Origin of the sequence: Spirosoma oryzicola, from assembly GCF_021233055.1 — a bacterium.
GTDB lineage: Bacteria > Bacteroidota > Bacteroidia > Cytophagales > Spirosomataceae > Spirosoma > Spirosoma oryzicola.
This window is the reverse complement of the sequence record NZ_CP089539.1, coordinates 271,444-284,221: the sequence shown is the minus strand read 5'-3', so window position 1 is coordinate 284,221 and position 12,778 is coordinate 271,444. Positions and strand designations below refer to the sequence as shown.

Annotated in this window: 11 protein-coding genes; 3 read left to right on the top strand and 8 right to left on the bottom strand. The window is 50.2% G+C overall.

All coding sequences use genetic code 11. The features are described 5' to 3' along the window. Positions 1 to 43: 43 nt before the first annotated feature. From LQ777_RS25240 to LQ777_RS25225, 4 genes are all read right to left on the bottom strand, one after another. The gene (locus LQ777_RS25240) at positions 44 to 583 is read right to left on the bottom strand and encodes a hypothetical protein (protein WP_232562999.1); all 540 of its coding nucleotides are present in this window, start codon (positions 581 to 583) and stop codon (positions 44 to 46) included. Positions 584 to 784: 201 nt separating this feature from the next. Then, on the bottom strand, positions 785 to 1,384 hold the full coding sequence (locus LQ777_RS25235) for a YdeI/OmpD-associated family protein (protein ID WP_232562998.1): 600 nt from the start codon (positions 1,382 to 1,384) through the stop codon (positions 785 to 787). 129 nt (positions 1,385 to 1,513) lie between these two features. Then, the gene (locus LQ777_RS25230) at positions 1,514 to 1,930 is read right to left on the bottom strand and encodes a DUF1761 domain-containing protein (protein WP_232562997.1); all 417 of its coding nucleotides are present in this window, start codon (positions 1,928 to 1,930) and stop codon (positions 1,514 to 1,516) included. A gap of 71 nt (positions 1,931 to 2,001) precedes the next feature. Next, entirely contained in the window at positions 2,002 to 2,991 is a 990-nt protein-coding gene (locus tag LQ777_RS25225; RefSeq protein WP_232562996.1) for a helix-turn-helix transcriptional regulator, read from the bottom strand. Between the two features lie 172 nt (positions 2,992 to 3,163). Here LQ777_RS25225 and LQ777_RS25220 point away from each other — a divergent pair, with 172 nt between their 5' ends. Continuing rightward, a complete protein-coding gene (locus LQ777_RS25220) occupies positions 3,164 to 4,165 on the top strand; it encodes a glycoside hydrolase family 43 protein (protein ID WP_232562995.1) in 1,002 nt (333 codons plus the stop codon). A 92-nt stretch (positions 4,166 to 4,257) separates the two neighbouring features. On the opposite strand, the gene LQ777_RS25215 is transcribed toward LQ777_RS25220, so the two are convergent. Then, positions 4,258 to 5,145: an SDR family oxidoreductase gene (locus LQ777_RS25215; RefSeq protein WP_232562994.1), complete on the bottom strand. Its 888-nt coding sequence runs from the start codon at positions 5,143 to 5,145 to the stop codon at positions 4,258 to 4,260. A gap of 196 nt (positions 5,146 to 5,341) precedes the next feature. On the opposite strand from LQ777_RS25215, the gene LQ777_RS25210 reads away from it, so the two are divergent. After that, positions 5,342 to 5,923 carry a Crp/Fnr family transcriptional regulator gene (locus tag LQ777_RS25210; protein ID WP_232562993.1) on the top strand — a complete coding sequence of 194 codons (582 nt, stop codon included), beginning with the start codon at positions 5,342 to 5,344 and terminating at the stop codon, positions 5,921 to 5,923. Positions 5,924 to 6,027: 104 nt separating this feature from the next. Here LQ777_RS25210 and LQ777_RS25205 read toward each other — a convergent pair whose 3' ends face one another. From LQ777_RS25205 to LQ777_RS30600, 3 genes are all read right to left on the bottom strand, one after another. Next, positions 6,028 to 6,393, bottom strand: a complete 366-nt coding sequence (locus LQ777_RS25205; protein ID WP_232562992.1) for a hypothetical protein — start codon at positions 6,391 to 6,393, stop codon at positions 6,028 to 6,030. Positions 6,394 to 6,649: 256 nt separating this feature from the next. Further along, on the bottom strand, positions 6,650 to 8,308 hold the full coding sequence (locus LQ777_RS25200) for a carboxylesterase/lipase family protein (RefSeq protein ID WP_232562991.1): 1,659 nt from the start codon (positions 8,306 to 8,308) through the stop codon (positions 6,650 to 6,652). A gap of 365 nt (positions 8,309 to 8,673) precedes the next feature. Continuing rightward, positions 8,674 to 11,310 carry a cellulose binding domain-containing protein gene (locus tag LQ777_RS30600; protein WP_280059688.1) on the bottom strand — a complete coding sequence of 879 codons (2,637 nt, stop codon included), beginning with the start codon at positions 11,308 to 11,310 and terminating at the stop codon, positions 8,674 to 8,676. A gap of 521 nt (positions 11,311 to 11,831) precedes the next feature. On the opposite strand from LQ777_RS30600, the gene LQ777_RS25190 reads away from it, so the two are divergent. Then, the gene (locus LQ777_RS25190; RefSeq protein WP_232562990.1) at positions 11,832 to 12,773 is read left to right on the top strand and encodes a helix-turn-helix transcriptional regulator; all 942 of its coding nucleotides are present in this window, start codon (positions 11,832 to 11,834) and stop codon (positions 12,771 to 12,773) included. Positions 12,774 to 12,778: the final 5 nt, after the last annotated feature.

Sequence of the window (12,778 nt, the reverse complement as noted above, 5' to 3'; positions counted from 1 at the left end):
CCAGAAAGCAATCGTAGCGCACAAAACGAACCGAACATTCCGCTTAGACTTCTGGAGGGGGGGACGAAACCTGAAGCGCTAGCTGACGCAACAGAACTGGTTTTTCAGGGATCCGGATGTCATTGCGCCAGTTGGGCGGACAAAAGTAAAAAGCAAGCCTGGGGGCCGGGGAGTACTCTTTCAGTAAAAATTTCAGTAGCGTGTTCGCTTTACTGGGCGAGTCGGTTTCCCCCGTTACGTGCTCCTGCATGAACGAAAGCAAATCAATCTGCCAAAACGAATTACTGTCTGTTTGAAGACTGGTAATGTGCAGCGTGTCTCCGTGGATGCTCATGCTGATTACCGAATAATACTGCCCTCGATACGAGAATCCATCCGATGTAGTGCGCGTAATGGCACTAGCGTCGGGTTTGTCTTTCAGCGGAATCTGAAACTCCACTAAGCTATCGACAGAACGGTAAACCGACAGCCGCTGCGAAAGATCATGTTCGGCCTGCCACCATGTGCCTATACACACCAGCACATACGCCAACGTGTGGTATAGTAACAATCCGGACAAACCGATTGATATCGCTTTCTTCACGCGAATGCTGTAGGATAAATTTTTCCAATAATAATACAAGATTATAAATATAACTACTCGCGTGCGATATATAATGGTCTGCTTTGCTCCGGCGAACAACAACTAGAACTTGAGTAAGTGTGGATACAATCGGGTTAATGGTTGACTACCGTTGACCCGATTGGGCATGTAAAGAAAGCTGCCAGGACTGATAACTTTTCATTATCTGATGAATGGAGGTTTCTGTCTCTGGGCGGCCAGTTCGATAAGCTCAACAATACGCTTTTGTCGGGTTTGGGACTGTTTAGCCAAGACAAGCCATTGTAGAATAGCTCGTTTGTCTGACCTGCTTAAACCGAGAAAATAGCTTCCTGCATCGGGGGTCTGTTGAAAAGCCTCTTCCAAGTCCGAGGGAATTGCCAGAGCCTCGACTTCGTCCAGGATTGTCCAGGACCCATTCTGTTTAGCAACGTCAATGGCATTCAAACCCGCCTGGGTCATCCGTCCACTGTCCGTCAGTTGCTGAATCTTTTCTTTGTTAATTTTCGACCACACGCTTTTCGGCTTTCTGCGGCCAAAAAACTGCATGTATGTGTGTTCGTCGATTGGCTTGGCCCGGCTATCGATCCACCCAAAACAAAGAGCTTCATCAACGGCGTCGCTGTAAGAGATACCTGAAATTGCGGATTTCTTTTTGTGATAAATAAGCCAGACGGATTGTTCGGTAGCATGATGTTCCTGCAACCAGTCTCGCCACTGCTGCCGGTTGGTCGGGCAAAACGTGCTAATTTCTTTTGCTTCGATTTTCATTGTCTGGCTCATCTCAAGGTAGGTAAGTTCGTCAACCGATTTCGGGCAATATTCGGTTGCATAGTTTTTAACTAAAACGTCTTCTGGAATACACTTTGGTCAACTGAGCTTGCATCGTGCACTCAGTTGACCGGTAGCGTTTTATTTCATGGCAATTAAGATTACGCTGACAAGCAACGTACCAATGAGGTGATAACTGCCCGTAATAACTCCGTACAGGAACGGTCGGGGTATGTTTGGGTTGATGGCAATGTTGATTGTATTGGCAACCAGGTAGCCGACTCCAACAAGTACGGTAAATGATACCGCGTCATTGTACGTTGTACTATTCAGCGCATAGAGCAGTACAGTGCTGGTAAGGGTAATAGCGAGTGTACATGCCGCTGGGCCCACAATGTAAATAGGATCTTGACTCAGCTGAGCATCAGGCGCTTTACCCAAAGAAATCCGGTATTGTTTCGGGAAAAGAAATAGATACCACAGAGGGCCAAGCAAGAAATAAGCAATGAAGGCTACCAGGACGCTTAGCCAATTGATGTCAGATAATACGTTAAACATCGTTTGAAGTTTGGGATGATAAAAAAGAGTGTCACTCGACATTACAAAGTTCATCACCCGCACTGACAGCCTTATGTCATAGGTCCATCGGGCGCGCAAAAAAAATCGTGTGCGTGCTGGGCCAGGTCACGCAGACGCTCCCGCAAGGCAGGGGGTTGGAGGATCGTAATGGCACCGGCGTAAGGAAGTAGCCAGGTAGCCAAGTAGGTCAGCGAGCCGATAAAAAATGTCACCTCCAGGCTACCGTCGGGTAAAGCTTGCTGGTGTGCCCAGCCGTACTGATGTTTGGTATTCTGAAAATGCTGCGCCATAGCGGGGCGCGTATTAGCGAACTGAAAGCGAATGATAACGTTGTGCTTTGACCGTTCGTCGTCCTGACTGGCCCAATATTGTTGCAATGTTTCCGGACGTGAAGTAAACACTTCCTCGCTAAGGGTCAGGTGCTGGATACGGTCGAGCCGAAAATCGCGAAATGCCTGCCGAAGGCGACAATAAGCAACCACGTGCCACTGCTGGCTTAAGTAAAGCCCGATCGGTTCGATTTGGCGCGTGGTTGGTAACTCGGTGGCAGCGGCACAGTAGCTCAGATGGACTACCCGCTGCAACGCCACAGCCGTCACCAGTTGCTGATAAGCATTAGGCGGGTCGGGTTGACTGGCCGGACCCAAAACCTGAATATGAGGGCCAAGTGTCTCCAGGTGGTCGCGGTCTGCGCGTCGCAGTGCAGCGCGTAACTTGTCCATAGCTGCGCCACTAAGCTGAGCCGTTTGCGCGTCGGTGAGTCGGGCGGCTAGTTTTTCGGCGGTAAGGAGGGCGATAGCTTCCTCGCGCGTGAACATAACGGGTGGCAACCGGTAGCCATCCAGCATGGCGTATCCTTTACCCTCCTGGGTCACCACCGGGATTCCGGCCTGTTCAAGGGTTCGGATGTCTCGATAAATGGTACGGGTACTAACCGAAAATCGATGCGCCAGTTCGGTAGCGGTCAATAGTCGTTTTGTTTGAAGTAACGTTAGCAATGCTACCAGCCGGGAAAGGCGGGTTGTCTCGTGATCAATCATTGATTAGCCCGTTGGGATTGGAAACCTATCAAGCACTTAGTCCGCTTAAAATTAGCTTCATCTGCGCTTATTTAATCAGTCCACCCTGTTCATTCGTCTAGCGTGACAAGTAGAAGAGACTGCGCTGTGCTTTTGCCATTGCAAAACATATGCTTGGAAAATTTCGCATGCCATGAATATCGTCAAATTACTACTAATAGCCGGGCTACTATTCACTGTGAAGGCAAAAGCGCAGGAAAATAGAATTCCTGTTGTTCGAAAAGATGTGCCATTGGACTCGATTCGGTTGAGCGATCCGTTTATTCTGGCCGACCGCAGTACCAACAGCTATTACATGACGGGGACAGGTGGTATGCTTTGGAAAAGTGCTAATCTACGAACGTGGGAGGGCCCCTATTCGGTTACACAGACCGATCCAAGCTCGTGGATGGGACCAAAACCAATGATCTGGGCCGCTGAGATTCACCACGTCAAGAATCGCTACTATTACTTCGCCACGTTTACCAACCGAGCCGTTATGATCGACACGGTTCAAGGCCGACCTATTGAGCGACGGGCAAGTCATGTGCTGGTCAGCGACCGACCCGATGGACCCTATGTACCCATGCACGACGCTACATACCTACCCGCCGACAAGCCCACGCTGGACGGAACATTTTGGGTCGATAAAGATGGTAAGCCTTACATGGTTTATTGCTACGAATGGCTACAGAATCTAAACGGAACGATTGAAAAGATTCAGTTAAAGCCAGATTTAAGCGGAAGCGTCGGCGAGGGGACGTTGCTCTTCCGGGCCAGCGATGCTCCCTGGAGCCGTGAGAAAGATGAGAATGGACACGACCGCCCAAATAAAGTGACGGACGGACCGTTTCTGTTCAAAACAAAAACCGGGCGGTTAGGAATGTTGTGGACAAGCTGGATTTATGACGTGTATACACAGGGCGTTGTCTACTCGAAAAATGGCACGCTCGACGGTCCCTGGATACAGGAAGCTGAACCGATCACCCCGCCAAACTACGGACATGGTATGTTGTTTACCACATTCGATGGCAAATTGTTGATGTCCATGCATAGCCACAAAAGCGTAAACGGTCGCACGGTTCGGGTTCCTCATCTGTACGAAGCCGATCTGTCAGGCGATAAATTACGCATTGGCAAGCCGTATGTACCATGAATGGCTAGTGTTGATTGCATTGTTCAGATAATGAATTTAATAAACGCCCGGAACGTATAGTTGACCGTACGCATCCGGGCGTGGGTCTTAAATCAGCGTTCGAAGTAGTGCCCCATGTTAAGATCTTCGATCAGACCCGGTTGCGTAGGCTGCCAGGCTAGCTGCTCCCTGGTTTTTGCGCTTGAAGCTGGGCTATCGAAGGCAACAAAGCGCGCGAGCCAGGCAAAATGATCGGGTGCTTCTTCGGGCGATTTACTGACGACTGGCAGGTTCAGGTGCCTACCGATTGTTTCGGCAATTTCGCGAAACGGTATACCCTGATCGGCAATCACATTGTAGCGGCTACCCGCCGTTCCTTTCTCCAATGCCAGCCTGTACAGCTTTGCCGCATCGAGCCGGTGTACGGCTGGCCAGCGGTTATTGCCATTACCAACGTAAGCCGATACGCCTTTTTGACGGGCGATATCAATCAGCGCGGGGACGAAACCGTGATCTCCTTTGTCATGTACCGAAGGTGGTAGGCGTATAACTGACGTTCGTACCCCAGAATCCGTAAAAGCCATCGTTGCTGTTTCCGATGCGCGGGGTTCCGGAGTTGCCAGATCGTCCTCGGTGATCAGATCGCCGTGGCTCGATTGTAAGACTAGTATCCCAGCTGTAACGATTAGGGGACGATTGGAGCCCGCGAGTGCCGTACCGAACGTTTCGATAGCCCGCTTATCAGTTTGAGCCGAGGCTGCATAATTGGAAAAATCGTGCACGAAGGCGGTATGAATAACGGCATCGGCGGCTGAAGCGCCCCGCGCAAGACCATCAAGATCGTCGAGACTACCTATAAACGGCTCGCCCCCCGCTTCGGTAAGCGATTTGGCTGACGCATCCGAGCGGACAAGACCGACTACCTGATGACCGGCCTGAATTAATTCCTGTACAATGGCGGAACCGATAAAACCAGAGGCTCCTGTAAGAAAAACGCGCATAATTGGTTGGGTTGATGGTTACTGGCTATTTTTAGCTGTTCAATCTATTCGCTGGCAAAATTGGCAGAAACGAGGTGGCGAAAACGAGGTCATTTGACACAATTTTGTCAGGGATTGACCGCAGCTTAGCGTTTGTGGCCGCTAAAAAGCACCTTACAACGTTGTTATGCGTTAATGGGTAAACGGGTTTTGATGAATGATAAACCAATTTGATCATTATTTACGCTCGAAAGCTCCGTTCACCGACGATGAGCTTCAACAAATACACGCTTGTTCTATACCGTTAAACCTGCGTAGGCGACAACTGCTGCTGCGAGAAGGCGACGTGTGCCGCCACAAAATATTTGTGCTTGGTGGGTTGCTGCGAACCTACCGGGTCAGAGCGGATGGTATCGAATCGACCATGCGGTTTACGATTGAAAACGGATGGTCGATTGACCACGAAAGTTACGTGGATCAGACCCCGTCGAATTACCGTATCGAGGCTATGGAAGAGTCGAGTGTACTGCTATGGACGAGGGAAGCTATGGACGAACTGTTCGATGAGATACCGACGTTCAAATTGTTGTCTGATCGGCTGAGGGAGCAAAGCATGAACGAGAGTCTTCAGCGAATTTTTATCAACATTAGTTACACCGCCGAAGAAAAATACGATGCTTTCGTCAACGCATTCCCCGACGTATTCCGGCGCGTACCCCTGCACATGGTAGCTTCTTACCTGGGGGTGTCGCGGGAAACGTTAAGCCGCGTCCGGCATAAGCATCATCGGGTTGGCTAATGGCTGTGCGCAAACACCCTATCGCCACTGCTTTGTATTCACGTCGATTCGTCGACGCCTTTGGCGGTTAGTGAATTGGTTTTCCGTTACGCTTGTCTGTACGCTTACGCACTTTCGGGTTGTAGATAAGCCTGTAGTTCTTCCTCGTTCGCAAACAATCTAGGTTTGCTGGTCGGATCGGTTGGACATTCCACACTAAAGGCTGAGTGATGATGGTCCAACGGCGGGCAGATAATCGTGTATACTACCCGGTCTACATGCAGAATCTGTTCGTCACCGGGTTGACTAATGGCTAACACATTTGTCGTATTCAGGTCAAAAATGAGTTTTATTTTGATGATGTTTCCTTTCTGGTAGGGTTTCCAGGCGGGGCCGCCATGACAAGGGATATCTTTAGGAGGATGCAGCACAAATACCTGATCGCCAATGCCAAACGGTGTGGTAAAATCGAGTGAAAAATGAATATCCATGAATGAGGAGGAGTATGTTCGGTGAAATCATACCCCGTAACCTTACCCTAAAGTCACTGGCACTTTTGTGGTGTACATTGTGAGGATACGGTCGAACGCTAATCTCGGTTAGTCAAACCGCACTCGGTACTATCTTGGTATACAATTGCCATCGCTACAGCATTCCTCATTGCATCAATCGTTGTCATTCGGTTGTCGCGTGTCCGGGTTTGATAAGCTCGGATACACGACAACCAAATGACAACGTTCTTACTGATTAAGCTAACGTTTTTCGGGCTTCGCGGTCGGGGTCGTTGACCAGTGCAGGCGAATCATCCAAAATCATGGTTTCTCCGCTTTGACGGGTATACGGCTTCCAGGTCGGTAAACCACCTCCGTTTGGGTTACCGGTTTTAACGAAATTGATGAACGAACCGGCCATCTTTTCGGACAACGCTCGGGGACGTTTACCTCCACCCGTATGCGTCAGCATCAAGTCTGTATTGTAAAACCAGAAGCAAATATCATCGCAGTGGAAAGCCCGCATACGCCCGTCGAAGAGTGGAGGCTGCCAGCCAAACCAGGCTACATAAACCGGCGCTTTTTGTTGGGATGCCTTTGCATCGGCGGCTGCAACGGCATTTTTCCGGTTAGAAACAATCAGCGCCCAGATCTCGATTGGACGAGCTTTCGGAAAATTTTTGGCGTAAGCGTCAACAATTTCGCTTGATTTATCGCCAAATCGGGGCCTGATTTTTTCTTTCACCTCCGCCAGTGAAATGCTTTCTAAGGAAGCATCGGTCCGGTCAGGGTTCTGCTCATGAAAGGTGCTACAGATCATTAGTGGAATGGTAGCCGAAAAATGGTTCGGATCGCTGAAAAATGGTTTATCTTCCAGATTAACGCCATCCGCTACCGGCGAATAACCACCTCTCTGAATATTGAGCCGTTTCGCTTCGTCAGCCATTTTTTCTACTGCCCGATTGGCAATGTCAATGTATTCGCGCCAGGGAATCTGTTGCAGTTTACCAATCTCACCGGGCTTCAGACCCGCTTCTTCCATCACCTTGAGTCCCAATTTCTCGGCGTATTCTTTGTTGACACCGGCTAAAGAGCTGCCACTCAGTGCCACCGCTTTGTGAAACAATCCTTTGGCGGACGGCATGTTCATCAGGGTAGTTACTTTCGCTCCTCCTCCTGACTGACCAATGATGGTGACATTATTCGGATCTCCGCCAAAATTAGTAATGTTAGCTTTGACCCATTCGAGCGCAGCGACCATGTCCAGATTACCAACGTTACCGGACTCCGCAGCTCCCCCGGCGGCTTTCAAGTCACTGTAGCCCAGCGCGCCCAGGCGGTGATTCAGGCTACAGAAAACAACATTACCCAGCCGGGACAGATTTTCGCCGTGATACCCATCCTGTTCAATGCCATTTCCGTTGACGAAGCCACCCCCGTGCAGCCAGACGATCACCGGCCGTTTTTGTGAATCGAGGGCCGGTGTCCACACGTTCAGTTTGAGGCAATCCTCCGACACATCATCGTAGTTCCAGTGGTCGACAAAGGATGCGTACGGATTAGCGTACCGCTTTTCCATGATCTGGGGAGCGGAGTTGCCCCACCAAAGGGCCGGGCGAATATCTGTCCACGGCGTAGGTTTTTGAGGAGGCATAAACCGGTTTTTACCCGACGTATCAGCTCCGTAGGGTATTCCCAAAAATTGATGAATGCCCCGGAGTATAAAGCCTCTGACCTTGCCGTACTGCGTATTGGCAATGGCAATGTTATCGCCTACAAATAAAACTTGGTCATCGCCCGCTGGCTTAACCACTTTTGGGGGAGTCAGATCCGACGCTTTAGTTGACTGGGATATACCCACACTGGCTACGCTCACGCCCAGCGATTGTAAGAAATTACGCCTTGATGCTTTCATCGATTGATTTTGTTAATGGTTTAAGAGAAATAGACCCCGTGTTTCACCGAGTAATCAACTTTTGCGGTGCTGGTACTGAAAACACAAGGCTGTTAACCGGTAAAAGCACAGACTGGCTTGAATCTACGGATGTGACAATGCTTCGAGGAGACATCTATAGAAAAATGACGAGCTCTCCAGGCTATTCCTCTTTCCCATCTAAGTCTTATAAGTAGTCTAAGAATCGCTCGGTAGTCTAGGGAAATGAATGAAGCTACTACTATGCCTGTTCTTACTGGTCGATAGTTTGTGCCCCAATCAAACAGTCTTCTTTTTTCAAAAGAAGACTGTTTGATTGGGACTTTTATTAAGCTTTACAATACCTTTTAAGGTCGCACTAGTTTGATGTTCTGACGTTGCGTAGCGGTGCTCACTTCCAGCAGGATCATGCCGTGTGTATTGTCTAAAGGTAGACTAACCCGCTCTATGGTGCCCGCTTCATCAATGCTCTGCCGGCGAAGCGTCTTACCTTGCAAATCCGTTAGCTTCAGTTGGACGGCTTGCCCGCTCACCCCGCTAACTTCCACCTCGACGGCTTGCCCCACTACGGGATTACCCAGCACCTTCACCGATAGTCCGCTGCCCGATTCCTCCCTAAGTACGCGGGCATTACCTGTGCCACTTGGCTCCTGGCCATAGAAGATCACTCCATTCTGGTAAGCCGTAATGCGCGGGTTGAGCGTAAAGCTGCTAGTGTTGCTATACGAATAATCGTCTCCCTGGAAGAAACTGCTGTAGTCCTGTTTGTTCACTTGAATCTCTAGCGGACCTGAATCGCCGTTTGGTGCCAGACTGCCCGCTCCTCCGCTAAAGCTGTACTCGATGTAGCCCGTAGCTCCCTGACGGGTGGGACTAATGGGCACATAGCGCAGGTTGAGATTGTTTTGACCAATTGCTACGTAGTTTTTCTGAAAGACCAGAGGAATAGTATTCTCCGTAGTCAGCCAGTAACGCAGGGTAATCGTGCTATAAGGAATCGGCGTGGTGCCCTCGTTTTGTAGCAGTAAGTACGGCTTAATAGTGTTATTGTTCAACTGACCATTGTCCGGGTCACGGGTAAGCACTTTGAGCGTGGGCGCTACGACGGTGACTGTGGCCGTTGCTACCGGGCTGGTGCAGCCTGTGCTGTTACTGGTACATGTAGCCGTAAAACTCTGCGTTCCCAGGTTAGCCGTTGAGACTGCCAACGTACTGTTGCTGCCCCCGTTCCAGTTGATAGTACCGTCTTGACAACCCAATACCACCAACACTACATCGCCGGTATTCTGGCTGACCGTCAAGCTGCTCACGCCCGCTGGGTAGGGTTGTCCAGACTGAGTTACCAGGCTGGGAACGGGAGGCAAAGGATTGACTGTAATGGGGGCCAGGGTCGTTGTCACGCTGTTGCAGGCACTAATGATGACAAACTGATAGTTGGCGCTTCGAGTTAGCTGCTGAGTATAGCTGACAGTACTACCAGAATAATTTGTTAGTTGATCCAGTAGCTCGTCGTCCCGAAAAAATTGGAGAGTAAGTGGTCCCGTACCCGTAGCCGAGACGCTAAACTGGCCGCTGGTATTGGTGCCGCAGACGGTTGTCAGGGATTGGAATTGGCTGGTGATGGTGACAGGCTGGTTAATTGTTACTCGAGCGCTAGCCGTATCGCTACAGCCGTTACTGGTGGTGCCTGTTACTGAGTAGCTACCGCTGGCCGTAGCAGAGATGGTAGCTGTAGTATCGCCGGTACTCCATTGATAGGTATTGGCACCTTCGGCCGTCAGATTAGCGCTCTGACAAACAGTCTGCGTCGGTGGATTGATACTCACCGAAGGCGCAGTCGTGTTACTCGATACAGTGGTCGTCGCTATCACTGAGCAGCCGTCAGGGGCGGTTACGGTGACGCTGTAGGGACCCGACTGGCTTACCGAAGCGATAGCTGGGTTGTTGGCGTTAGCCGTAGCCTCTGGACTATACAGATACGTAGCACCTGCCGGACCGCCGGTAGTAAGCAGGTTGACGCTATTTTTTACGCAGGTTAGAGGTCCGTCGTTGGTCAGGTTAGCCGTGAAGGGTGAACAAAGTGTATAGGTGATGATAACAAGACCATTACCCGGATTACCATCAATCGCACCAGTGCGTGCAAAAAGACGGGGGCCAGCGGTGAACGAACCGCCCCCACCACCAACACCACCAGATGGCTCACCCCGGAAGTTAGCCCCCCCGCAACCACCGCCGGAGTAGCCGCCCCCACCTCCTCCAGAAACGTTACCTCCCCCGCAGCCTCCACCTCCGAAGCCCCCTGGCGAGGTGTATCCTACTGAACCGTTACCCTGTCCACCGGCTCCACCATCAACAAAGGCTCTACCGTTGCTGATTTCCGGAAAATAACCGCCACTGCCCGCCGTCAACAAGCCACCGCCACTGTATGAAAGATAGCCGTTGGGAGGTGGTGTGATACCGCCATTCCCACTGTTACCCCCGGTTCCTGCAGAGTTCCCACCGCCATTCCCGGCTGATGTACCGGCTTGACCGTGTTTTTGCGTAGCATCGGCATTGCCACTGCCACCCCCGCCACCGGCGATAACCAACGGTGCGTTGTTCAGATCGGTTACAAAAGTACCTCCACCCCCACCATTGCTATTAACATCACTGGGGTTCCGTTGCTGGCCGACCAATATTTTTAATTTCTGGCCCGGTGTAACGCTAATTGTACTAGCTATGACTGCTCCCAGGCCTGCTTGGAAGCGGGACTGACTTGCATTGCTTCCCTGGGCTCCTCGTGCTTCAATGGTGAGTGATGTCACGCCAGTAGGTACCGTCCATGTCTCGATCTGGCCGGTGTAGGAAAAGCTTTGAGTGGTTGTCACTGAACCAGAATTCTGGGCCTGAACGTCCGTGGCTATACTGCCGCCTAGCAGTAGCGCCAGCCCCAATCGCCAGTGGGCCACCAGTCGCTGGGGTTTGATCGTAAATCTTGTTTTCATACGTGTTGACGCAGGGGGTTAGTGATCCTGCTGAAGAAGGTAGTTGGTAAAATTTGACTGTATGCAATCGCCTGATGTGGGTAAGCGACTCACTAGAGATGGTGGACAAAAGTAGGCCGGTACTAAGCCCGTGGACGATAACAAATCGTACAAAAACCATAACATTTTTCCCAAATGAGGGCAAAATGGCCTGTTTTCTTGGATCAAGTCGAGATCAGGAGATGGGTAGTGACTCTGTCAGGCCGTATTTTGGGTATAGACAAGCCAGTGTCAGAGCATGGACAATAGATAGCTGAACAGTCTTCTCGATATATATTTGACGAATCCAATGCTCTAGGCAGTCGAATGTTAGCTTGGTACCAATCACCCATTGGCAGTTCGATGAATGGAACAACGGTACACTATTTTCAAAAGCTAACTGTGGAATTATCAGTCCTGATTATGTACTATTGTTAAGCGTTAGGAACAGGAGCGCTACTGTCATGATATTCAGTTTTTCCGCTACACCCGATTTTGATTTTATGACATACTTCGCCCGTTACATACAGGCGACAGTACAGAATGATCTGCTGGTGATACCGGATCATTTGGGACAGGGATACATACGCAAGCTCGCATTCGGACCAGACTTCAAGATCACTATACACCGTTATCTGCTTAAGGAAGACCTGATTATCAATCGCAACACATCCGGCCAGGGAAACGACCTGGTTACCGTCTTTTTTTATAGCAACGAGCAAGCCCTAGAGATTGCTTACAACGATGCTCCCCAAGTTCTGTTCTCGCAGCGCGATGAGTCAGCTATCCAGGTTACGTCCAACGATCTCAACTCAACCATCCGTTTTCCCGCTCATCAAACGATTCACTACGTAGTTGTTGCCATAAAGCCGCCCCGTTTGACGGAATTGTTAGCCGTCAGCGAGCCTAATTCGGTGCTTCAGACTATTACTGAGAGTGGTAACTCTTTTTTGTTCTTCGAACGCATGGAAGCGGAGATCAAACAGCTACTTAAAAATGTGGCTGCTGTGGACATGAATGATCGCTTGAGCCACTTTTACATGCGGATCAAAGTGCAGGAACTGCTTTATCTGGTCTTCCATAAACTGTCTTTACGGGAAAATGCGGCCCATCAACCGATCAACAGCGCCGACGCGGAAAGACTCCTGTTGGTCCGTAACGAAATCATCGGCGACCTAAGCGTGCCGCCGGTAATCCGTGAACTGGCGCAACGTGCTGCGATGAGTGAAACCAAACTAAAACAGCTGTTCAAACAAACGTTTGGTACCACGATCTACAACCATTACCAGCAGGCCCGCATGGAAGAAGCTGCCTTCCTGTTGAAGCAAGGCAAGCATTCCGTTGGCGAAGTGGGCTATGAACTGGGCTTTTCCAATCTTAGCCACTTCAGCCGGATATTTGAAAAACATTATGGCCTAAACCCCAAACGCTACTCGTATTCATAAGGCGT

Coding starts and splice junctions, on each gene's coding strand:
- LQ777_RS25235 (WP_232562998.1), bottom strand. CDS start 1,384: ATGAGCCAGACAATGAAAATCGAAGCAAAAGAAATTAGCACGTTTTGC.
- LQ777_RS25230 (WP_232562997.1), bottom strand. CDS start 1,930: ATGTTTAACGTATTATCTGACATCAATTGGCTAAGCGTCCTGGTAGCC.
- LQ777_RS25225 (WP_232562996.1), bottom strand. CDS start 2,991: ATGATTGATCACGAGACAACCCGCCTTTCCCGGCTGGTAGCATTGCTA.
- LQ777_RS25220 (WP_232562995.1), top strand. CDS start 3,164: ATGAATATCGTCAAATTACTACTAATAGCCGGGCTACTATTCACTGTG.
- LQ777_RS25215 (WP_232562994.1), bottom strand. CDS start 5,145: ATGCGCGTTTTTCTTACAGGAGCCTCTGGTTTTATCGGTTCCGCCATT.
- LQ777_RS25210 (WP_232562993.1), top strand. CDS start 5,342: ATGATAAACCAATTTGATCATTATTTACGCTCGAAAGCTCCGTTCACC.
- LQ777_RS25205 (WP_232562992.1), bottom strand. CDS start 6,393: ATGGATATTCATTTTTCACTCGATTTTACCACACCGTTTGGCATTGGC.
- LQ777_RS25200 (WP_232562991.1), bottom strand. CDS start 8,308: ATGAAAGCATCAAGGCGTAATTTCTTACAATCGCTGGGCGTGAGCGTA.
- LQ777_RS30600 (WP_280059688.1), bottom strand. CDS start 11,310: ATGAAAACAAGATTTACGATCAAACCCCAGCGACTGGTGGCCCACTGG.
- LQ777_RS25190 (WP_232562990.1), top strand. CDS start 11,832: ATGACATACTTCGCCCGTTACATACAGGCGACAGTACAGAATGATCTG.